The following is a 22,671-nucleotide window of genomic DNA, read 5'->3' as shown; positions in this document are numbered from 1 at the left end:
TTATGAGTACCTTATCCCATGCCGTCAATGGCGTTATTCCGGGTGAACATCCTGTTCGTCCCGAATATGAGATTGATCTTAAACCCTTTAATCATGAAGTAAGTGATCATATTGCGCTGGAGAAAAAACTGTCTTTGGCACAAAGGCTGTGGCGTATTGATGGCATCCGTAAAACCTGCATTCTTCTGGTGCTTGCGCTGGTTTGGGAAGTGGCTGCCCGTGTTACCGATAATGATTTGCTGTTACCGACGTTTTTACAAACGTTTGATGCTTTTGTAGCAGGAATTGCCAACGGGGAATTGCTTGACCGAGTCAGTGTCTCGCTAGGGGTGCTATTGCAGGGTTATGCCCTTGGGATTGTGCTGGCCTTTGTGCTAACCACTGTAGCCGTTTCAACCCAGCTGGGGCGCGATATCCTGTCCACCTTTACCGCCATGTTCAACCCCTTGCCGGCGATTGCCCTGTTACCTTTGGCCTTGATGTGGTTTGGCCTGGGTAATGGCAGCCTGATTTTTGTGTTGGTGCATTCCGTGTTGTGGCCGCTGGCCCTGAATACGTTTTCGGGTTTTCAGGGGGTGCCTGCCACCTTGCGCATGGCCGGGCGCAATTATGGCTTGAGTGGCATTGGCTATGTGGTGCATATCCTTATTCCTGCTGCCTTGCCTTCCATTTTGTCGGGCCTGAAAGTAGGCTGGGCCTTTGCCTGGCGTACCCTGATTGCGGCCGAACTGGTGTTTGGGGCATCTTCAGGGGAAGGGGGGCTGGGCTGGTATATCTTCCAGAACCGTAATGAACTGAATACCGATAAGGTCTTTGCCGGTCTGGCGATGGTGATTATTCTGGGCCTGCTGGTGGAAGGGCTGGTTTTTAAAACTTTGGAACGGGTCACTATCCGGCGCTGGGGGATTCAGCATTGAAATATTTCACAAGCCCAAAATCCTGATTTGCGAATCAATTTCTATGAGCGAGGCATAGGTTTTATCAGGCTTTCTGCCGGGATGCCGAACATGTTATGCAGCTTCCAGATCATTGGTAACGTCAGTGCGCGTTTACCATTCAGTACTTCATAAACACGATTTTTTCTTCCAATGGCAGGAGCCAGGTCTGCAGCAGTCAGGCCTGATTGTTCCATGCGGAACTTGATTGCATCAATAGGGTTAGGCAGGTCTATGGGGAAGTGCTTCGCTTCATAGGCTTCTATCAGGGTAATCATGACTTCAAATGCGTCACCTTGAGGCGAACCTGGTTCGGGCTCATTATCGAATAGTACGGATACTTCCTTGAGTGCCGCACGGTATTCGCTATCGGTATGAATGGGACGAATTTTCATTTGCTTACTCCATGTCAACTGTGTTGGCATCAATGGCATCGTATTGCTTATGTGTGCCTATAAATTTGATGTAAATAGCGCCAAATTGGTATGCAATAGCGGTTATTAGTCGGTAATCGTTACCTTTGATATTAAAAACAACCCTGCGATTTTTAAGAATGCTCGCATTACGAAACTGTTTTTTTATATCAGCGGGACTAGTCCAATTGGCTTGTTTGGCTTCATCAAGCCACGCTAATAAGGATTGTTCTGCATCAGGGTGCTGCTCCCAGAACGCTTTTAGATAACTGATGGCAATGATTTTCATTTTTTTTAATTTTAGTCCCAAATTGGGACTTACGCAAGGGTAAGTATTAAATTAATTTACCGGGGTTATAAGAAGTGAACTGACCCTGTGAATAGTAACCTTTGGGCTGGTGGGTTGCCAGGAAATAGGGGTAGTATTATCCTGGTAATAGTGTTTCGTCTCAAAGGCATCAATAAATGCTGTCCTCTTCTCAAATTTGACCCCCTGTCAATGTCACGCTTTTGTCATGCGTGCTGACTATACTGACGGCTCAGATTAAATCCCAAAGAGGACAACTTTTATCATGCATTTTTCTTTTCCCAAAGTGGGCAAGGGGCTTTCTTGCGCCCTGTTACTTCTGGCCCCCGCAATTTCCCAAGCACAAACTTCGTCTAACGTTCAGCTGTACGGTATTCTTGATACCGGCATGCAGTACCTGAGCAATGACCCCGGTGATAGCAGAAAATTCCGCCTTAGCTCTGGCAACCTGAGTGGTTCACGCTGGGGGATTAAAGGCAGTGAAAACCTGGGTGACAGACTCAAGGCCGTTTTTGTACTTGAATCAGGCTTCGATATGACTAACGGCAAATCGCTACAGGGCGGTCGCTTGTTCGGTCGCCAGGCTTACGTTGGCCTGGCCGATAAAGAGTGGGGGCAGGTTTCATTAGGCCGACACAATACGCTGATGATCGACTGGATGAGCAAATACAATCCGTTCGGCAATGCCAATTTTTCGGGCAAGCGTGCTGATCCTGCTTTCTCCGACCGTATGGACAACTCCATAAAATATGTTGGCAAATTTGGCAACATTAATGTTGGGGCCTACTACAGCACGGGTTGGAACAACGAGCAATCTTTGACCGATCGAAAGCTGGGTCGCATGTTTGGCCTGGGTTTGCGCTATGCCAACGGCCCGCTGGATGCAGCGGTGCTTTACCATCGCAAGCATGCCAATGCACCCAAAGCGGGGGCTAACAGCAGCAACCGTGAAGACCGTATCGTTGCAGGCGCTTCATACAAATTTGACAATGTCAGTGTATACGGCGGTTATCGCTGGTTGAAACAACGCCTGACGCATCAAGACCTGCGCAGTGATATGTATTGGGCAGGCGTGCAGTACCGTCCCAGTAAGCCCGTCCGTCTTTCGCTGGCTGTTTATCATGTTAATGGTACCGTTTGCGACAACCTGAACAACGCCATGTGCCCCGCCCTGCAAGGGGCTGGCAAAGACCAGAAGCCCACCCTGTTTGTACTGGGCGGAGAATACGACCTGTCCAAACGCACAACGCTGTATGCGCTAGGTGCTTACGCTATCAATAAGCACGGCTCTTCGCTGAGCGTTGCAGGGGGTAACTATGGCGCCAACGTTAAACCTGGCCATAACCAGTTCGGCCTGCAACTTGGCATGCGCCATCGCTTCTGATGAAGACCTCAGGCAAACAGGGCACGACCCTGACTCTACGTGGCCTGCGTCATGCGTTTAGCGACCGGGTTGTACTGGATGATGTGGACCTGACCGTACCAGCGGGCACGATTACCGCCTTGTTGGGACCGTCGGGCTGTGGCAAAAGCACCTTGCTTAAAGCGGTAGCCGGACTGCTGCACCCGCAATCAGGCATCATTCAGTTTGATGACCAGGTCATGTGTAACGGAACTCACTTTGAACCACCTGAGAACCGGGGTTTGGGCATGGTATTCCAGGACTATGCCCTATGGCCGCACATGACCGTTCAGGATAACGTGAGTTTTCCGTTGCGAATGCGTCGCGTGGTTCGCGCAGAGCGGGAGCGCAAAGTGCGCGATGCCCTGGCCATGGTTGGACTGGATGAGCATGCCGGGCGCAGGCCCGCACAGCTTTCCGGCGGCCAACAACAACGCGTCGCCTTGGCACGTGCCATTGTGGCACAACCGCGTGTGTTGTTGTTCGACGAACCTCTGTCCAACCTGGATCGCAACCTTCGCGAAGTACTGTGCCGGGAAATCGGCACATTGCTGGAGAAACTGGGTATTACCGCTATTTATGTTACCCATGACCACGAAGAGGCTTTGGCTCTCGCCCATCAGATTGCTCATATGGAGCTGGGTCGCATTACCCGGCTCTCTCTTGCACCATTTAAGGATACCCAATAAAATGTTTACTTCTATCAAAACCAAGCACATTGTTTCCAGCTGCATTTTCATGGCCATTTCGTTATTCGCGTCTACTTCTCAAGCCCAACAATCTTTAACTGTTTATACGGCCGGTCCCGGCGCCCTGATCAAAAATCTTGCCTCTGGCTTTGAAAGTGAAACAGGTATCAAGGTCAATGTATTCCAAGCCACCACCGGAAAAGTAATGGCCCGGCTTGAAGCTGAAGCGGCAAACCCGCGTGTTGACCTGCTGATTTCAGCCTCCTGGGATACGGCTGTAAACATGGAGCAACGGGGCTTACTGGCACCGCATCACAGTAAAAACGCCGTGCATGTACCAGAGCAGTTCAAGGCAAACAACTACATTGCGCAGGGTATTACCGCCCTGGGCATTGTCTGGAACAGCAATAGTGGCACGCCCGAGCCCAAAGATTGGGTTGACCTGCTTGCACCTGCTTACCGCGACAAGGTGACGATGCCCGATCCGTCCCTGTCGGGGGCTACCCTTGACTTGCTTTTGGGGCTGCAACAAGCCGACCCAAAAGGTGCTTGGGCATTGCTTGAACAGTTACGCAATAACGGTATGGTGGTTTCCGGGCCTAACGCCCAGGCGTTGACGCCCGTACTGCAAGGTGCCAAAGCCGCCGTGTTTGGCGGTGTAGATTACGTTACTTATAACAGTATCGCTCAAGGCGAGAGCGTCAAGGTGATTTTTCCAACCAGCGGAACCGTGATTGCCCCACGCCCCATGATGGTGTTCAAGTCCTCAAAGCGGCAAGATGAAGCGCGTCAATTTATTGATTATGTGTTGTCTGAAGCCGGCCAGAAAACGGTTGCCGATGCATGGCTCATGCCCGCCCGTAGCGATGTTGGCGCCCGTCGTCCCTTGTTCAAAGACTTGAATGTCCTTCCGTCTGAGCAGGCAGAGACCGGTACTGAACGTAGCGACACGCTACAACGCTTCAATACACTCATCGATCGCCACTAATCTCCCATGAGATCTGCTTCCGTCATCGCTTTTATTACGCTGGCGGCGCTGGGGGTGCTCGTCGTTTTGCCGATGGGTTTCGTCGTGCTGCAAGCCATCTTCCCCAACCTGGGTGCCGGTTCCTGGCAGCACCCGTTTGGGGCCGTTTCCTCAACTTTCTCTGATCCGGCAACGCTGACATTGCTTGGAAACACAATGGGTACCGGCATAGGGGTAGCGCTTGTGGCTGCCTGCCTGGGCATTCCATTGGGTGCCTTGCGGGCTCAATTCAGGCTCCCTGTTCCGGCATTGTGGGACCTGCTTTTTCTGATCCCTTTCTTGTTGCCACCTTATATTGCCGCTCTTTCCTGGATTTTGGCCTTGCAGCCTAACGGCTATATGCAGCAATTGTTTGGCTTCAATCTGGGCGGACTGCTGTTTTCGCAAACCGGCATGATCCTGATCATGGGGCTCAGTGCCTTTCCGATTGTTTACTTTGCCGTTTCGCGCAGTATGATGGCTGCCGGTACACGTCTGACCGAGGCTGCCCGTGTTTGCGGTGCTTCACCCTGGAACGCCTTCCGGTTGGTTACATTACCTTTGGCGCTCCCGGCCATAGCGGCTAGTCTGCTGTTGGCATTTACGCTGGCCATCGAAGAGTACGGTGTACCGGCAGCCCTGGGTTCGCAAGCGGGCGTTGGCATGTTGACCACTGCTATTGAGCGACGCTTGGCCGACTGGCCGATCGACCCGCCAGGGGCGGCATTGCTGTCGCTGGTGCTTGTATGCCTGGCCATGACCGCTTACTGGGCGCAACGCGCCATAGTGGCGGGGCGCGATTATGAAACAACCACGGGCAAGGCAGCTGCCGGTAATCAGGCAAGTCTGGGCGTTTGGTATGTGCCCGTGTGCCTGTTATTCGGCTTTACGGCTTTGGTCGCTGTTGGCCTGCCACTGGCTTCCATGCTGGCTGCCTCTTTATCGCGTACCGTTTCTGGTGGTTTGGCGCTGCCTAATTTGTCGGTCGCTAATTTCTCAACGATCTTTATGGTTGGCAATGAAGCCATCCAGGCGTTAGGCACCAGTTTGTCTTTGGCAGCCGGCACCGCTTTGCTGGCCGGTTCAGTGGGTTTCCTGGCGGCCTGGTCAGTTACCAAGGGGCGTGTGCCTGGTGCTGCCCTGATTGATGCCGCTTCGCTACTGCCGGCTGCGCTTCCGGGCGTGGTGGTGGGGGTCGGTTTGATTCTGGCCTGGAACCAGTCGTTCTGGCCTGCTACACCATACGGGACCTGGCTAATTCTGCTGCTGTCATATAGTTGTTTGCTGTTGCCTTACCCTGTCCGCTATGTAGGCGCAGCATTCCGGCAAATTAGCGACAGCCTTGAAGCGGCGGCTCGTGTACACGGTGCTTCGCTGGCCAGAACACTTTGGCATATTTCTTTACCCTTGTCCTTGCCCAGTTTAATTGCAGCCATGCTGATGGTCTTTGCGGTGGCTTCGCGTGAGCTGGTCACCTCGTTGTTGCTGGCCCCAGCGGGCGTGCAAACCATCTCTATTTTTATCTGGCGACAATTTGAACAGGGTTCTATTGGCCAGGGCATGGCCATGGCGACCATTGCCATTTTAGTCAGTTTGAGTTTGATGCTGGCCGGCCTTTCTTTGCAGCGTCGGGCGGTTTGAAGTGTGGAACGCGAAGCCTGTCGGCAGTCGCTCTTGGACGGTTTCGAGTAATGGCATTAAGTTTTGTTTGCTTCTTGATCAAAAAAGACTGAGCCCGAAAAACACGGATTCAGTCCTTGTTAATAGCCAATTAACAGGCTTGATCATCAAGCCTGTTTAAAGCAATAACGGCAAACAATTATTTGGCAGGGGCCTTGGCAAAGCGCAGGTAAGGCAGTTTAATGTCGAGTTCGCCAAATTTTTCTTTGGCCTGTTCATCGTTAAGGCTTAAGGCCACAATGACGTCTTCGCCAGGTTGCCAGTCGGCGGGTGTGGCCACAGGCACACCATCGGTTGCCTGAATGGCATCCAGGGCACGTAAAATCTCGGCAAAGTTACGGCCGACAGACATGGGGTAAGCCAGGGTCAGGCGGATTTTTTTGTCTGGGCCAATAATGAAGACGGTACGTACGGTGGCGCTGTCGGCGGGAGTGCGGCCATCGGGCAGGTAGGCATCGGCAGGCAGCATATTGTATAGCTTGGCTACTTGCAGGGACGTGTCGTCAATAATGGGGAAATCGGCCGGTGAACCGCAAAATGCCTCAATATCACGTTTCCATTTCTGGTGCTCATCAACGTTATCAACAGAAACGCCGATTACCTTGGTGTTGCGTTTGGTGAATTCACCGGCCAAACGGGCGACTGCACCGAATTCGGTGGTGCAAACAGGGGTAAAGTCTTTGGGGTGTGAAAATATAATGGCGTAGCTGTCACCAATCCAGTCGTGGAAAGTCAATTCGCCAGCTGTCGTGTTGGCGGTGAAGTTGGGTGCAATATCATTGATACGAAGTGACATGTTGAATCCTTGGTAAGTTAACAGGAGGATCGGTGTTGATCCTGGTAGGGCCTGTCAGTGACTGAACCTGGTACAGGCTGGGTTTGCATATAACGATGACTATATGCTTACTGTATGCATTCCCACGCGAGAGCGTGGGAACGAGCAATCACCGCATAGGCAGGACTGATACTATAGATATTACAGTAGATAAACGCTTATTTTATATAAATAAATATTATATAAAAATAATATATTGATACAAGATATCGTGTAGTAAAAAAAATCCCTGCTGTTACGCAGGGACAAAGTCTACTCCACTAGAGATCGTTCAAATTCACATTTTTTAGCAAGCCTTAAACCGGCACTACCTGTTCCCAACGCTCCTGCGTGGGAATGCATATGGTACCCACCCTTAAACCGGCGCTTTTACTCGTTACTCGTTTACTCGTTCCCACGCTCTTGCGTGGGAATGCATACTTTTTATTGTTATCGCACCACTCCTAAACCAGTGCTTCTATCACTTCCTTGTTCTGCAAGTCCCACACATAATCAATCAGATGCCTGATGGTTTCTGTAGAGGCCGCGTTTTCATATTGGCCCAGGCGCATGACCTTGTCTTCAATTTCAGGGCGGCTCAGCGTGTTGCCCGGATCGCCCTTGGGTTCGTCCACACGGCCCTTGAACACGCGGCCATCATTGGTGGTAACTGTAACCTTGCCAATCCAGCGGTTGGGGTAAGCAGTATCCACTTCTTCATCCAGTTCCATCGTGACTTTTTCACGGAAAGCACCCACCTGTTCGTCGTGCAGGGCTGCGTCAAATTCAGCCAGGCCCGCAAAATTCTGGATGGCAATCAGGGCCAGTACGGTACCCATGGAGAATTTGGACTGGTGAACGGTTTCAGGCTTGACCACCGCGCCCAGCACGTCAATCGCACCCTGGTGCACGTGGGTGACCACGCTGGCAATATCACTGGCAGACAGATTGTTGTCTTTCATGACCACTTGCAGGGCATCAGCGGCTGGATGCGTATGGCGGCAGGAAGCGTGGTATTTGAACGAGGTTTCGGGCAAGGCCCAGCGGGTACCCAGGCCGTCAACCAGCTTGCGTGGGTCGGCATCGGTAGACATGCCGGCACCCATACCCTGGGCGCCTTCCAGAATCTGTTTGGCACCGGTGAAACCGTCTTTGGCCAGGTAGGCGGCAATCAGGCCATTGGCGGCCGCTTTGGCGGTGTGCAACTGTTTGGAGTCGGCAGCAGTGCGCAGGAATTCCCACAAACCGGCCGCCTGGGTGCCGGCCGAACCAATGGCATCCAGCATTTGTTCAGGATTCAGTTTCAGCAAACGGCCCACGGTCACGGCAGCGGCAATGGTACCAGCCGTGCCGGTGGTATGGAAAATCCTGTAGTGTGAACGGCCCAGGAATTCACCAACGCGAATACCCACTTCATAACCGGCCACGCAGGCGGTTAGCAGTTCTTTGCCGGAGGCGCCAATTTCCTGGGCCACCGCCAGTGCGGGTGGGAATACCACTGCGGCGGGATGGAATACCGAACCGTTATGCACGTCGTCCTGCTCTACCATATGGGCAGCGGCAGCGTTGACCAGAGAGGCAAACAGGGCAGTGGTGTTGCGGACATTGCCCAGCACCTGGCTTTTACCGGTGGTGGGGCCTTGCAGCTTGGCAAAAGCGTCAATGGTTTTTACCGGGCGGGCGGTAGAGCCGGCCAGGATTGAACCAAGGGTGTCCAGCAGCAGGTCTTCGCAGCGGGCGATGACAGGGGCGGGTATATCACTGAATTGCAAGTTGGCGGCAAACGTAGCCAGCTGTTCACTTTGAGTAGTCATGATCGCAATAAAATTCAATAATGGAGTGAAGAAACGGGCGACCCGAAAGCCGCCCGGTTTTTATAGTGGCCAGATTAGAATGAGCGTGGCAGGCCCAGTACGTGTTCGGCCACAAACGAGTAGATCAGGTTGGTGGAAATAGGCGCTACCTGATACAAACGTGTCTCACGGAATTTACGTTCTACGTCGTACTCATTGGCAAAGCCGAAACCACCGTGGAATTGCAGGCAGGCGTTGGCGGCTTCCCATGAGGCTTCAGAGGCCAGCAATTTGGCCATGTTGGCCTGGGTACCACAAGCCTGGTGAGCGTCAAAGCGGCGAGCAGCTTCGTAACGCATCAGGCTGGCAGCCTCAATATTGATGAAGGCCTTGGCAATCGGGAACTGCACGCCCTGGTTCTGGCCAATCGGGCGACCGAACACGACGCGTTCTTTCACGTAAGCGCTGACCTTGTCGATGAACCAGTAACCGTCACCAATACATTCGGCGGCAATCAGGGTGCGTTCTGCGTTCAGGCCATCCAGGATGTATTTGAAGCCTTTGCCTTCTTCACCAATCAGGTTTTCTTCAGGAATTTCCAGATTGTCAAAGAACAATTCGTTGGTTTCATGGTTGACCATGTTGGGAATCGGGCGGACGGTCATGCCGTTTTTCATGGCTTCGGCAATGTCAACGATGAAGATTGACATGCCTTCGGATTTTTTGGTGACCTGTTCGATCGGCGTGGTGCGCGCCAGCAGAATCATCAGGTCGGAATGCTGGATACGGGAGATCCAGACTTTCTGGCCATTAACCACATAGCGGCCGTCTTTTTTGACAGCGGTTGTCTTGATTTTGGTGGTGTCGGTGCCGGTGGTGGGCTCGGTAACCGCCATGGATTGCAGGCGCAATTCACCGGTGGCGATTTTGGGCAGGTATTTCTGTTTCTGGGCCAGGGAACCATGGCGCAGTACCGTGCCCATATTATACATTTGTCCGTGGCAGGCACCTGAATTGCCCCCGTTGCGGTTGATTTCCTCCATAATAACGGAGGCCTCGGTAAGACTCAGGCCTGAACCACCGTATTCCTGGGGAATCAATGCGGCCAGCCAGCCTGCCTCGGTCAAGGCATTGACGAATTCCTCAGGATAGGCGCGTTCTTCATCGACTTTCCTGAAGTATTCAGCAGGGAATTGTGAGCATAGGTCACGGATGGCATCGCGAATATCCTGATAAGCATCGGCTTGGTGTTGCATAGTAGATCTTTCCTAGATAACGGGTAATAACGGTAAATGGATATATTCAATGATGTAAATGTGCCTGAGTTCCGAGGCTTTGACTATTGATGTTTTATTAAGTATGGCTTTGCAAATTATTAAGGAGCTGAAAAATGGCAATGCATTTTGACCTGACAGATATGCAGTTGATGGTTAATATCAGTGAGGTTAATAGCCTGACAAAGGGGGCGGAGCGTTCTTTTCTGTCATTGCCGGCCGCCAGTAACCGGATCAAGAATCTGGAAAACAGTCTGGGTACCGCATTGCTTTACCGGAATAGCCAGGGGGTTACGCTAACGCCTTCTGGTGAGGCTTTCGTGCGTCATGCACATATTGTCTTACGCCAGCTCGAACACCTGCGGGGCGATATCAGTGAGTTTGCCCAAGGGATCAAGGGCAAGGTAAGGGTGTATGCCAATACCACGGCCATGAATGAGTTCATGCCGGCCATTCTGGGTAAATACCTGGCCCGTCATCCTGATGTTAGTATCGAATTGCGCGAGCGGCTAAGTTACCGGATCGTCCAGGCGGTGGCCGAAGGCACGGCCGATGTGGGGGTGGTGGCTGGCGTGGAGCCTTCTGAAAACACGGTGGCCGATGGCCTGACCTTTATGCCTTACCGTTCCGATAATCTGGTTCTGGTGACGCATCAGAACCATCCGCTGGCTAAGGTTGATCGGATCGCTTTTGCCGATACCCTGTCATACGACTATGTCGGTTTGTCGGAGTGGAGTGCCATTCATGCGTTTTTGCGCAATGCTGCCGATATGCTGGGTGTGCCCTTGAAGTTCCGGGTGGAGGTGGGTGGCTTCGAAGCGGTCTGCCGGATGGTGGCGGCGCAGGTGGGGATTGGTGTGATTCCCGAAACTGCAGCGTTTCGTTACGCGGTGACCATGCCGGTCAAAATCATTCATTTAACCGATGCCTGGGCTTTTCGCCAATTGCATGTTTGTGTGCGCAATCTTGACAAACTGCCGCCCTTTGCCCAGGATCTGGTGCAGCTGATGCGCGAAGACGTTGAGCAGGAAGAGAAAAAGACAGATCAAGTCACCGGTTAGTTGTTAGCGGCCTTATCTTTCTGAAAAGCCCCCTTTTCGGTTTTAAGAATTCACATTTGCCTGTTTCTGGGGCATGCTTGATGATTACTGATATTTAAAAGTGTAATTGTGAGACTGAAATGAGTAATGAACAGAATGGTGTGAATTTGAATGATTGGCTGGGCCGTCAGGAAAGTTATGGCGAGTTTATCAACCCGGCCCATGTCAAGAAAATTGCCCTTAGCCTGAATGCGCCGGTTCCCGAAAATGGCCAGCCTTTGCCACATTTATGGCAGTGGGCGCTGTTCGTGGACCCATTACCCTTGGATGAACTGGGCACTGACGGGCATCCGCAACGGGGTGGTTTTTTGCCGCCTGCTGACAATCGCAACCGTATGTGGGCCGGTGGCCGGGTTCAATTCATCAAGCCACTGGTGGTGGGTCAGGACGCAACCCGGACGTCCACGATTACGGCAATTAAAGAAAAAAGCGGTTCAACCGGCAAGCTGTTGTTTGTCACAGTCAAGCACGACTACACCCAGAACAATGAATTATGCATTTCCGAAGAGCAGGATATCGTTTACCGCGAGCCCAGCCCTCCAAAACTGTCAGGCACGCCTGAAGCCGAAGCGGCCCAGTGGTCCAGCGAGATCGTGCCGACCAGCACCATGCTGTTCAGGTATTCGGCGGTTACTTTCAATGGCCATCGTATTCATTATGACTACCCCTATGTGACCGAGGTTGAGGGGTATCCCGGTCTGGTGGTGCATGGTCCCTTGATTGCCACCTGTGTGTTACGGGCATTTACCGATGCCAACCCGGATAAAACAGTGACCGGTTTTTCTTATCGTGGTGCACGTCCATTGATCAGTCCCTTGCCGTTCAGGGTCGAAGGGACGATTAAAGAAGAGGGCAAGGCAGCGGTATGGGCCCAGCAGGATGGCTCGGTTGCCCAGCTTGGCGAAGTGCTTTTCAAATAAATAAAATTATTTAAGGAATGAATCAAATGAGTGTTAGACCGCTTGAAGGTATCACCGTATTAAGTCTTGAGCACGCCATTGCGGCACCGTTCTGTTCACGTCAGCTGGCGGATCTGGGCGCACGCGTAATTAAGGTGGAGCGTCCGGGTGTGGGAGACTTTGCCCGTAATTATGATGAGCGCGTTAAGGGCATGGCGTCTCATTTTGTCTGGACCAACCGTTCCAAGGAAAGTCTGACGCTGGATCTTAAAAATGAGGCGGCTGGTGATGTGTTGGAAAAACTGTTGCCTCAGGTGGATGTGCTGGTGCAAAACCTGGCTCCAGGTGCGGCTGCCCGTTTGGGTTTGTCGTTTGAGGCCCTGCATGAAAAATATCCCCGATTGATTGTGTGTGATATTTCCGGCTATGGTGAGGGTGGCCCTTATGAGAAGAAAAAAGCCTATGACCTGTTGATTCAAAGCGAAAGCGGTTTTGTATCGGTCACGGGCAGCAAGGATGAGATGGCCAAGGCGGGTTGCTCCATTGCCGATATTGCCGCTGGCATGTACGCCTATAGCAATATTCTGTCCGCGCTATTGTTGCGTGAAAAAACCGGCAAGGGCAGCCGTATTGATGTTTCCATGCTGGAAAGTATGGTCGAGTGGATGAATTTTCCGCTGTACTATTCGTTTGAAGGCCAGGAGCCTCCGGTGCGAGCAGGGGCGGCGCATGCCGTGATTTATCCTTATGGTCCTTTCCCGACCGGGGGCGGCCAGACTATTATGCTGGGTTTGCAAAATGAACGCGAATGGAAAGTGTTTTGCGAGCAGGTTCTGGGTAAACCTGAACTGGCTGCTGATGAACGTTTTGCCAACAATACCTTGCGTACTGCCAATCGTGAGGCCTTGAAGCAGATTATTGTTGACACCTTTGCCGGTATGAGCAAAGATCAGGTGATCGAATTGCTGGAAACGGCCAAGATTGCCAACGCCTCTGTGAACGACATGAAAGGGGTGTGGGAGCATGAACAATTGAAATCACGCAATCGCTGGCGTGAAATGGACAGTCCGGTGGGCAAGCTGCCAACGCTGTTGCCACCGGGCGTGAATAATGCTTACGAATATCGTATTGATGCGGTGCCGGGCCTGGGTGAGCATTCTGAAAAAATCCTGCGGGAGCTGGGTTATGACGAGCAAACCATTGCGGGTTGGCGTGAACAGGGAGTGGTGTGATGAGTTTGTCAAGATCAGCATTGTTTGTCCCCGCAACGCGGGTTGATCGTATCCCCAAGGCGCTACAAAGTGGTGCCGATTGTGTGATTGTCGACCTGGAAGATGCCGTTGAGGTTAATGCCAAAGACAGCGCCCGGGCAGATCTTGAGGAATTTGCCAAGGCCAACCCCGAAGCCCGTTTTCTGGTTCGGGTCAATGATGCCAAGGCACCTTGGTTTGATGCGGATATTGCCATGTGCGGACGCCTTGGCAATGTAACCGGTGTCATGCTGCCCAAGGCGGAAAGCTCACGCCAGATTGAGTTGGCGGCCCGAGCCGATAAGCCTGTTTATCCCATTGTTGAAAGTGCTGTTGGGATTGCCAATCTTGCCGAATTATGCCGTACACCCGGTGTGGCAAGGGTGTCATTTGGCGCACTTGACCTGGCATTGGACCTGAATATGGATGACGATTCGCCAGGGGCTCGCGCCTTGCTCGATCATGTACGTTGTCAGATTTCCATTCAAAGCCGTGCGGCAGGTATTTTGCCTCCGCTGGATGGTGTGTTTCCGGATATTGCCAATACCCAGGGTCTGGCCAAAGCGGTTGCGTTTGCCAAGGGCATGGGTTACGCTGGTGTGTTGTGCATTCATCCCTCCCAGATTGCCGTTATTCATGAGGTATTTGAACCGACTGAGGAAGAAAAGGCCTGGGCCACGCGCGTGCTGGAGATGGCCAATGAAACCGGCCTTGCCGCCTTCAAGTTGGACGGCAAGATGGTGGATATGCCCGTGATTGAGAAGGCTAAACAGATTCTTCGTATTCGTCCGGTGGCAAATTAATAATAAAAGTTGTTCCATGGCCAGGCTCACTTTCAACCTGAATCTGGCCATTATGACGCGTTATGACGGTTTTGACGAAAGACAGTCCCAGTCCCACGCCGTTGACCTGACTGTCCGGGCCAGATACACGAAAAAAAGAATTGAAAATCGTGGCTTGGTTTTTTTCGGAAATCCCAATACCCTGATCCTTGATCCTGACCTGCCAATAGGCGTCCTGACGATGGATGGAACAATGGATGGTGGTGTTATCGGGGCTGTATTTGAAGGCGTTATCAATTAAATTGACGAAGCAGCGTGATAAAAGGACATGATCTCCTTGGGTAAAGGCAAGTTCATTACCAAAGTCGCTGGTGATATTGATATGGCGTTTTTGGCTGATTCCCCAGTATTCACTGATGATATGTTCCAGCAATTCTGTCAGGTTGACGGGTACCAGGTTCAGTTCCATCGATTCAGCACGTGTCAATTGCAGGAAGTCATCAACCAGTTTCAGGGTTCGACTGGAAAGATTGTTGATACGTTGATAAAACTCTTCATCAGGTAACGCGGTTTGGGGATTTCTTTGCAGCTCAATGAGTGCCTGGATGGCACTTTGTGGGGCACGCATGTCATGCGAAAGAAAACGCAGTGTTTCTTCCCGCTTGCGTTCGGCCTGACGGATGGGTGTAATGTTATTCAGACTCAGAATATAGCCGATATGCTCACCGCTGCCAGAGTAGGTGTTGACATATTTCAGCAGCAGGTTCTGTTCAATGCAGTCTTTGATTTCGACACCGTTTTTCCTGAGTTCATCGAGCAGGCCGGTTTGCCGCTCTTCGGGGGTATTGATTTTGTTGATGACCGCCATAATTTCAGCCCGCTGTTCATTGTCTGAGACAACGGGTATCAGAAACTGTGCCAAGGTCTGGTTTTTTTCGGGTGTAGGGCTCCCCACTTTTTGCATATAGTTTTTGGTGGTATCGGTCGTGAATTGCAGTTTATGATCCAGGTTGAATACGGCGATGGCATCAGGCATGCGGTTGATGCCATCCATAATGAATTGCCGCAAACTGCGAACCTGCTCCATGATTTCCCTGAACTCGGCAAGCCGGTCATTGAGGGATCGGCCGTAATTGACTTGCTGCCAGTTTTTGATTTCTGTTTTAAACAGGGGTTCTTTTTCGTTAAGCTCGGCAATTTCGCGGCGCATCTGATAAAGCGCCATTTCCTGGGTACGCCAGCTCCAGAGCGGATATAACAGCAAGATGCCCAGCATGGCAGGCAAGGGGCTATGCCAGATGCCCCATTGAAACATGAGGAGACCATGAAGCAGGATAATGAGGATCGCTGTCAGGATGCTCAGCAGTAGAATGGTTCTGGGGGACGAGTTTTTGAGAAAGACACATAAAACCAGCATTGGCAACAGGCCAAGCAGCAGGTCAATGAGCGGACTGGTTTCTTTAATCCAGGTTTGCTCAAGGCTTGCCTGCAAGCTGTTGGCCAGTATTTCCACACCCGCCATGTTCAGGCTTTTTGATGAGGTAGGCGTGGGAAACTGATCTCCCAGTCCGCTGCCCCAGACACCAATAAGGACGTATTTATCCTTGAAAAAGCTGGCGGGAATGCGCTGATTCAGGACATCGCTATAAGGCAGCATCTGAAAATGACCGGGAGCACCGGCAAACGGAATGGCCGTTTCGCGGTTACCGGTTTGTTGCAGGGTCTGTTTAACCAGTTCATGTTCTCCGCCCGCATTTAACATGGCAAGGCTCAGATGGTAGGCCGGGCTGCCGTCATTTTGCACTTTTTGCAGGGGGACGCGTCGCACCAGCCCATCAGGATCAATCTTGATGTTGATAAAGCCCAGTCCCTGGGCGGCTTGCACGAATTCAGGCTCAGGGTTATTGGGCAGGTTACCGGCTTCAGTGAAATAGTTGGCCAGGATGACGCGGCCATGATTACGGATGGCGTTGGCAAATATTGCATTTTCCTGCTCATAGCCGGCTTGCGTGCCCATAAAGCTGATATCGAACGCAACGGCCTTGCTTTGCTGCAGGCGAGCAAGAAGATCGGCATGGACCGAGCGTCGCCAGGGCCAGACGCCGATTTCCGCAATGCTTTTGTCATCAATGGCCACAATGACAATGTCTTCGGAAGCGGGTTTGTCCTGGGTTAGCTGGATGGCGATATCGTAAATGCGGGCGTCAAGCAGCGGGAAACTTTTAAAAACGGAAAGAAAAGCAGTGATCATCAGAATGAGAAGGCTGACAACCAGCCATTCGAGACCATAACGCTTTTTCATGTGTTTCATTTTTAATGAGTCGGCTGCTAGTAGTGTGTCTGGATCAGGGGACCGGACTGTGTGCCAATTGATACACCGGTTTCTGTCATGATACTTGTGGCAGTAATGGTGAACGGCTGGACGGCATCAGCACCGGCAAGCTGGTTGCTGTCAATGGAGCGGACTGAAACATAATAAGTGCCTTTGCCTGGCCCGGTAACGCGGGCTTCAGGTTTTTTAACGGTTTCGGTGAACAGGACATCGTAGCCGGAAATGTCATTGGATACGCGTACCAGGTAGGATGTTGCGCCAGTAACCGGCTGGATGGCTACCTTGAATTCGAAGGGACTGGATTGCTTCAGCTGGATCTCCGGTGGTGGCAATAACTCAATGATATCACCGGCTTGGCCTTTGGGAGTAGCGGTAATGCCCTGATTGGCATTGAGATGCACGGACTGGTCACGGGATGCGGCCGCAATGAAGGCCGCTTTACCGTTCAACAGTTCGCTTGACGAGCCTGCCTGTTGGGAAGCCTCTGCCCGAACCACGGTGCCCCGTACCCCTGTAATACTGACGGGGGTGCGAATTTCAAAACGGCCTACCCCGGTCTTTTTGGGGGAGGCATGGGCAGCCAGCTTTCCGGTTTCAATATTGAAGATAGCGTCGATCAGGCCAGTGCCACGGAATTTTCGTAAGCGTTTCACGAGCACCGTACTGTCAGGGGGGATTTGTACCTTGCTTTCATCGGAAAGTACCAGGGTGATATTGCTTTGTGTGCCGGTGATAATGGTGTCTGCCTCGGCAATGACACGATTTTTGTCTATAGGCTGATTATTGACCAGCACATTGCCGGTCAGATACAGGACTTTTGCCTGGTCGGGCTCTTCATCAATCAGTGAGAAGGGGATCTTGAGTGTCATGCCGATAGGCACTTTCCGGGTATTGGCAATACGATTGCTTTTCTGGATGGCTTTCCAGTTGGACTGTTTGCTTGTAAAGGTTTCAGACAGTGAGGAAAGGGTTTCTCCGGGTTTGATCTGATACAGAAAATGGTCTTCATGGGCACCGCCAGGCTGTGCATGGATATCAAGTGTTAGCAAACAGGCAATATTTAACAGCAGGAGGCGTAAGAAAGTGTTGATTCTCATGGGGGTGTTGGGTCATTCAGACTGATGGAGGTGTTTTGTCATTCAGACCGTGGTTACTGGTGTATCGTCTGTATGGTGATTGAATAATTCCATCCGGTAACCCAGAGCATAGGATGAAACGATGCGAACACCATTTTCCGGATTGATGTGCAGTTTCTGGCGAATGTTTGACAGATGTGTATCGAGGGTGCGTGAGGTGGCCGGTATTTCCCGGTTCCAGATGGCGGCACTGATGGTATCCCGTGAGAAAAGCCGCCCGATATTGCTGAAAAACAGGTAGGCAAGGTCAAACTCTTTGGGTGCCAGCTGGACAGGCTCTCCATGCAGGGTGATTTCGCGCTTTTGCTGATTTAACTGATAGGGTCCCTGTTTGATGATGTTTGAGGTGTTTCCTGCGTTATTCCTGCGCAGCAGTGCCTTGATACGGGCAATCAGTTCGGGCGCCTTGAAGGGTTTGACAAGATAATCATCGGCACCGGCATTCAGTCCGGTAACCAGATCGTGATCCTGGTTACGGTTGGTCAGGAATATCACAGGCAGCTGGTTGTCCAGGTTGGCACGTATCCATATGACAATGTCTTTGCCGGAAATATCGGGCAATTCCCAATCTATCAACAATAAATCAAGTTTTTCCGATTTTTTCAGGGCAACCAGTAAATCCTTGCCTGTTGCAAAATGTTTGCTGTTGAATCCGGCTTCAGCTAAGGTGTGTACTATGTATTGTGCCTGGACCGGGTCGTCTTCTAATGAGGCAATGATCATTGAATGTAAATCTCTTATAAAATATTAACGCGGTATAAATTACTCGCAATAATGCTTATGAATTTATATGACTTGTTTCAATGTAAATAAAATGTAAATAAGTGACTGATTTTTAATGATTGGTTTTGCCTGGACTAAGATAACAGGAAAAGAATTGGTAATTCATTTAACAAAATATCGTTAACAATCTTTGACATTTTACAGTTGATTTTGCAAAATTGCGCTTTCAGTTGATATTGTAAAATTGCACTTTTTTATCAAAAGCACAATAAGTTTTGTTCTTCTTGACTTTTTTTTGTTAAATGTGGTATTGTGATGGGCTGATTGGTGTAAGCCCGTTTTGTTTTGGGTTTTAACCGGTTGGTAAGTGGTTGATTGTTAGGTTGATTTTTTCAATTTAACAAGGCCATGGTCAGTTTATCGCTCTTTGTGGTTGCTTATCTGCAGATTGTCAAAATTTGCGGGCAAGTTGGCTATTCGGGTGATATAACAACAAATCCTAGCTTAGAATAGCCTTGATCTGCAATCACGCATGTCAATCTTTCTAAGGCCTGGCGTACATTAAAGTCAGTACGTTAAACAGACGATATATAAATCCAGTACATTTTTGTACATTAATAGGACAAGCAAGGTCATGCCTACCATTAGTCAACTCGTGCGCAAGGCGCGTGAAACTAGCCGCGTGAACAGTAAGAGCCCAGCGCTTGAAAACTGTCCACAACGCCGTGGTGTTTGTACCCGTGTTTACACAACAACACCTAAAAAACCAAACTCAGCTATGCGTAAAGTAGCTAAAGTTCGCTTAACCAACGGTTTCGAAGTTATTTCGTACATCGGTGGTGAAGGCCACAACCTGCAAGAGCACTCTGTCGTGCTGGTGCGCGGCGGTCGTGTAAAAGACTTGCCAGGTGTGCGTTATCACATTGTTCGCGGTTCCCTTGACTTGCAAGGCGTTAAAGATCGCAAACAGTCTCGTTCCAAATACGGTGCCAAGCGTCCTAAGAAAGCTTAAGCTGGTTTGAATCAATGCTTCCTGCCAAAAGGTGGTAAGCGTGCAGCCGCAGCTGCGAGAGAAAAAATTTACTGCGGTATGTAAGGGGCTGAGTTCTCAATAGCCAGCCACGGCCACGAAAGTGGTTCAACTGAAACAGTCACAAAGGAAGTAAGATGCCTCGTCGTCGCGAAGTTCCCAAACGTGAGATCCTGCCAGATCCAAAATTCGGTAGTGTAGATCTCGCCAAATTCATGAACGTTGTTATGCTTTCAGGCAAGAAAGCAGTTGCAGAGCGTATTGTTTACGGTGCGCTTGACCAGGTTCAGGCCAAAACAGGCAAAGAACCCATTGAGGTTTTCAACCTGGCCATCAACAACATTAAACCTATTGTCGAAGTTAAAAGCCGTCGCGTGGGCGGAGCCAACTATCAGGTTCCCGTCGAAGTGCGTCCGGTTCGCCGTTTGGCGCTTGCCATGCGCTGGTTGCGCGAGGCTGCCAAAAAACGTGGTGAAAAATCCATGGATTTGCGTTTGGCCGGTGAATTGATGGATGCTGCAGAAGGTCGCGGCGCTGCAATGAAAAAACGTGAAGACACTCACAGAATGGCAGAGGCCAACAAAGCCTTCTCCCATTTCCGCTGGTAATTTAAGGACACTACAATGGCCCGCAAAACCCCCATCGAACGTTACCGTAATATCGGTATTTCCGCTCACATTGATGCTGGTAAAACAACGACTACAGAGCGTATTCTGTTTTATACCGGTGTGAACCATAAAATTGGTGAAACCCACGAGGGTACCGCCACCATGGACTGGATGGAACAGGAGCAGGAACGCGGTATTACCATTACGTCTGCTGCTACAACAGCGTTCTGGCGTGGCATGGCCGGCAACTATCCAGAGCACCGCATTAACATTATTGACACCCCCGGACACGTTGACTTTACCATCGAGGTAGAGCGTTCAATGCGCGTCCTTGACGGTGCATGCATGGTTTATTGCGCTGTGGGTGGTGTGCAGCCACAGTCTGAAACCGTATGGCGTCAGGCAAACAAATACGGTGTCCCCCGTTTGGCTTTCGTCAACAAGATGGACCGTACCGGTGCAAACTTTTTCAAAGTGTACGATCAACTGAAAACCCGTCTGCGTGCGCATCCAGTACCTGTCGTTATCCCGATTGGTGCCGAAGACCAGTTCAAAGGTGTGGTTGATCTGATCAAGATGAAAGCGATCATCTGGGACGAAGCCAGCCATGGTACCAAATTCGATTACATTGATATTCCTGCCGAGCTGGTGGATCAGGCCAATGAATGGCGTGAAAAACTGGTTGAAACAGCCGCTGAAGCCTCTGAAGAGCTCATGAACAAGTACCTTGAAGAAGGTGAACTGAGCGAAGCAGACATCATCAAGGCGATTCGTACCCGTACCATTGCCTGCGAAATCCAGCCAATGCTGTGCGGTACCGCCTTTAAAAACAAAGGCGTTCAGCGCATGCTTGATGCTGTGGTTGATTTCCTGCCATCTCCCGTTGATATTCCTCCTGTCCAGGGTGAAGATGATGAAGGCAATGTCATCTATCGTAAAGCTGATGACAAAGAGAAATTCTCTGCACTGGCTTTCAAACTGATGACAGACCCGTTTGTTGGTCAATTGACTTTCGTTCGTGTGTATTCAGGTATTCTGAATTCAGGTGAAACCGTCTTTAACTCGGTTAAAGGCAAAAAAGAACGTGTTGGTCGTATTCTGCAAATGCATGCGAACAACCGTGAAGAAATCAAGGAAGTTCTGGCAGGTGACATCGCTGCTGTAGTGGGTCTGAAAGACGTAACTACCGGTGAAACCCTGTGTGATGTGGGTGATCACATCGTTCTTGAACGCATGGTGTTCCCAGAGCCTGTTATTTCTCAGGCCGTCGAGCCAAAAACCAAAGCCGACCAGGAAAAAATGGGTATCGCCCTTTCCCGTCTGGCTCAGGAAGATCCTTCATTCCGCGTTCGCAGTGATGAAGAATCAGGCCAAACCATTATTTCAGGTATGGGCGAGCTCCACCTTGAAGTTCTGGTTGACCGCATGAAGCGTGAGTTCAACGTTGAGGCCAACGTTGGTAAACCACAGGTTGCCTACCGTGAAACCATTCGCAAGGTTTGCGAAGAGGTTGAAGGCAAGTTCGTCAAGCAGTCAGGTGGTCGCGGTCAATATGGTCACGTTGTTCTGAAACTTGAGCCGCTGGAACCCGGTGGCGCAGGCTATGAATTCGTTGATGCCATTAAGGGCGGTGTGGTTCCACGTGAATTCATTCCAGCCGTAGATAAAGGTATTCAGGAAACCCTGAGTGCTGGTGTGGTTGCCGGTTACCCCGTTGTTGACGTTAAAGTAACCCTGTTCTTCGGTTCATACCACGACGTTGACTCTAACGAGAACGCGTTCCGTATGGCTGGTTCAATGGCTTTCAAGGAAGGTATGCGCAAGGCACAGCCCGTGCTGCTCGAGCCTATGATGGCAGTTGAAGTGGAAACACCTGAAGACTATGCTGGTACCGTGATGGGTGATTTGTCATCACGTCGTGGTATGGTTCAGGGTATGGACGATATTCCTGGTGGCGGTAAAGTCATCAAGGCAGAAGTTCCTTTGGCCGAGATGTTTGGTTATGCAACCAACCTGCGTTCCCTGACACAAGGTCGCGCAACCTATACAATGGAATTCAAGCAATACGCTGAAGCTCCTAAAAACGTGGCTGATGAAGTTATCAGCGCACGTTCCAAGTAGTAATTTAATTTAAGCGTCCGGCTCTTAACAATTTATGGGGCCGGACAATTTAATCTCATTCAAATATAGTTTATTGGATAATAGATCATGGCAAAAGGTAAGTTTGAACGTACCAAACCGCACGTAAACGTAGGTACGATCGGTCACGTGGATCACGGTAAAACAACATTGACAGCAGCGATTTGTACTGTTCTGTCAAAAGAGTTCGGCGGTGAAGCGAAAGACTACTCACAAATTGACGCAGCTCCCGAAGAAAAAGCTCGCGGTATTACCATCAACACTTCACACGTTGAGTACGAAACTGCAGAGCGCCACTACGCACACGTTGACTGCCCAGGACACGCTGACTATGTTAAAAACATGATCACCGGTGCTGC

21 protein-coding genes are annotated in these 22,671 nt (G+C 50.8%); 13 read left to right on the top strand and 8 right to left on the bottom strand.

Annotation, left to right across the window (positions count from 1 at the left end; all coding sequences use genetic code 11):
- The first annotated feature begins 2 nt into the window (after positions 1-2).
- Positions 3-917: an ABC transporter permease gene (locus tag HCX92_RS14205; protein ID WP_169295625.1), complete on the top strand. Its 915-nt coding sequence runs from the start codon at positions 3-5 to the stop codon at positions 915-917.
- Between the two features lie 41 nt (positions 918-958).
- On the opposite strand, the gene HCX92_RS14200 is transcribed toward HCX92_RS14205, so the two are convergent.
- Together HCX92_RS14200 and HCX92_RS14195 are read right to left on the bottom strand one after the other, a co-directional pair.
- Positions 959-1,330, bottom strand: coding sequence for a type II toxin-antitoxin system HigA family antitoxin (locus HCX92_RS14200; RefSeq protein WP_169295624.1), 372 nt, complete (start codon positions 1,328-1,330; stop codon positions 959-961).
- 4 nt (positions 1,331-1,334) lie between these two features.
- Entirely contained in the window at positions 1,335-1,637 is a 303-nt protein-coding gene (locus tag HCX92_RS14195) for a type II toxin-antitoxin system HigB family toxin (RefSeq protein ID WP_169295623.1), read from the bottom strand.
- Positions 1,638-1,920: 283 nt separating this feature from the next.
- Between HCX92_RS14195 and HCX92_RS14190 the strand changes: the two genes are divergently transcribed.
- Genes HCX92_RS14190 through HCX92_RS14175 form a run of 4 tightly spaced genes read left to right on the top strand, consistent with a single transcriptional unit; the run spans position 1,921 to position 6,393 of the window.
- The gene (locus HCX92_RS14190; protein WP_169295622.1) at positions 1,921-3,039 is read left to right on the top strand and encodes a porin; all 1,119 of its coding nucleotides are present in this window, start codon (positions 1,921-1,923) and stop codon (positions 3,037-3,039) included.
- On the top strand, positions 3,039-3,746 hold the full coding sequence (locus tag HCX92_RS14185; RefSeq protein ID WP_169295621.1) for an ABC transporter ATP-binding protein: 708 nt from the start codon (positions 3,039-3,041) through the stop codon (positions 3,744-3,746). The genes HCX92_RS14190 and HCX92_RS14185 overlap by 1 nt, the downstream gene beginning before the upstream one ends.
- Before the next feature lies 1 nt (position 3,747).
- On the top strand, positions 3,748-4,734 hold the full coding sequence (locus HCX92_RS14180) for an ABC transporter substrate-binding protein (protein ID WP_169295620.1): 987 nt from the start codon (positions 3,748-3,750) through the stop codon (positions 4,732-4,734).
- A 6-nt stretch (positions 4,735-4,740) separates the two neighbouring features.
- Positions 4,741-6,393, top strand: coding sequence for an iron ABC transporter permease (locus HCX92_RS14175; protein WP_169295619.1), 1,653 nt, complete (start codon positions 4,741-4,743; stop codon positions 6,391-6,393).
- 178 nt (positions 6,394-6,571) lie between these two features.
- Here the strand turns inward: HCX92_RS14175 and HCX92_RS14170 are convergent, their stop codons facing one another.
- From HCX92_RS14170 to HCX92_RS14160, 3 genes are all read right to left on the bottom strand, one after another.
- Complete coding sequence (locus tag HCX92_RS14170) at positions 6,572-7,228, bottom strand: peroxiredoxin (protein WP_169295618.1); 657 nt, start codon at positions 7,226-7,228, stop codon at positions 6,572-6,574.
- Between the two features lie 482 nt (positions 7,229-7,710).
- Positions 7,711-9,060 carry an MmgE/PrpD family protein gene (locus HCX92_RS14165; protein WP_169295617.1) on the bottom strand — a complete coding sequence of 450 codons (1,350 nt, stop codon included), beginning with the start codon at positions 9,058-9,060 and terminating at the stop codon, positions 7,711-7,713.
- Positions 9,061-9,134: 74 nt separating this feature from the next.
- A complete protein-coding gene (locus tag HCX92_RS14160; RefSeq protein ID WP_169295616.1) occupies positions 9,135-10,295 on the bottom strand; it encodes an acyl-CoA dehydrogenase family protein in 1,161 nt (386 codons plus the stop codon).
- A gap of 134 nt (positions 10,296-10,429) precedes the next feature.
- Here HCX92_RS14160 and HCX92_RS14155 point away from each other — a divergent pair, with 134 nt between their 5' ends.
- From HCX92_RS14155 to HCX92_RS14140, 4 genes are all read left to right on the top strand, one after another.
- Positions 10,430-11,374, top strand: a complete 945-nt coding sequence (locus HCX92_RS14155; RefSeq protein WP_169295615.1) for a LysR substrate-binding domain-containing protein — start codon at positions 10,430-10,432, stop codon at positions 11,372-11,374.
- Positions 11,375-11,493: 119 nt separating this feature from the next.
- Entirely contained in the window at positions 11,494-12,333 is an 840-nt protein-coding gene (locus tag HCX92_RS14150) for a MaoC family dehydratase N-terminal domain-containing protein (RefSeq protein ID WP_211182412.1), read from the top strand.
- A 17-nt stretch (positions 12,334-12,350) separates the two neighbouring features.
- Entirely contained in the window at positions 12,351-13,544 is a 1,194-nt protein-coding gene (locus tag HCX92_RS14145) for a CaiB/BaiF CoA-transferase family protein (RefSeq protein WP_169295614.1), read from the top strand.
- On the top strand, positions 13,544-14,365 hold the full coding sequence (locus HCX92_RS14140; RefSeq protein WP_169295613.1) for a CoA ester lyase: 822 nt from the start codon (positions 13,544-13,546) through the stop codon (positions 14,363-14,365). Before HCX92_RS14145 ends, HCX92_RS14140 begins: the two co-directional genes overlap by 1 nt.
- Here the strand turns inward: HCX92_RS14140 and HCX92_RS14135 are convergent.
- The 3 genes from HCX92_RS14135 to HCX92_RS14125 are packed head-to-tail and all read right to left on the bottom strand — an operon-like array spanning position 14,328 to position 18,535.
- Positions 14,328-16,646: a CHASE2 domain-containing protein gene (locus HCX92_RS14135; RefSeq protein WP_169295612.1), complete on the bottom strand. Its 2,319-nt coding sequence runs from the start codon at positions 16,644-16,646 to the stop codon at positions 14,328-14,330. The genes HCX92_RS14140 and HCX92_RS14135 overlap by 38 nt on opposite strands.
- 26 nt (positions 16,647-16,672) lie before the next feature.
- Complete coding sequence (locus tag HCX92_RS14130; protein ID WP_169295611.1) at positions 16,673-17,773, bottom strand: FecR domain-containing protein; 1,101 nt, start codon at positions 17,771-17,773, stop codon at positions 16,673-16,675.
- A gap of 42 nt (positions 17,774-17,815) precedes the next feature.
- Positions 17,816-18,535, bottom strand: a complete 720-nt coding sequence (locus HCX92_RS14125) for a response regulator transcription factor (RefSeq protein WP_169295610.1) — start codon at positions 18,533-18,535, stop codon at positions 17,816-17,818.
- A gap of 634 nt (positions 18,536-19,169) precedes the next feature.
- On the opposite strand from HCX92_RS14125, the gene rpsL reads away from it, so the two are divergent.
- From rpsL to HCX92_RS14105, 4 genes are all read left to right on the top strand, one after another.
- Positions 19,170-19,547, top strand: coding sequence for a 30S ribosomal protein S12 (rpsL, locus tag HCX92_RS14120; protein ID WP_169295609.1), 378 nt, complete (start codon positions 19,170-19,172; stop codon positions 19,545-19,547).
- 155 nt (positions 19,548-19,702) lie between these two features.
- Positions 19,703-20,173 carry a 30S ribosomal protein S7 gene (gene rpsG, locus HCX92_RS14115; RefSeq protein ID WP_169295608.1) on the top strand — a complete coding sequence of 157 codons (471 nt, stop codon included), beginning with the start codon at positions 19,703-19,705 and terminating at the stop codon, positions 20,171-20,173.
- Positions 20,174-20,188: 15 nt separating this feature from the next.
- A complete protein-coding gene (gene fusA / locus HCX92_RS14110; protein ID WP_169295607.1) occupies positions 20,189-22,294 on the top strand; it encodes an elongation factor G in 2,106 nt (701 codons plus the stop codon).
- Between the two features lie 87 nt (positions 22,295-22,381).
- Positions 22,382-22,671 (top strand): GTP-binding protein (locus tag HCX92_RS14105; RefSeq protein WP_248289956.1); only part of this gene is annotated, 290 nt, incomplete at its 3' end.

The organism is Advenella sp. EE-W14 (genome assembly GCF_012923605.1).
Lineage (GTDB): Bacteria > Pseudomonadota > Gammaproteobacteria > Burkholderiales > Burkholderiaceae_B > Advenella > Advenella alkanexedens.
Note: the sequence above shows the minus strand (reverse complement) of the source record. Positions and strands in the feature narration are given on the sequence as shown.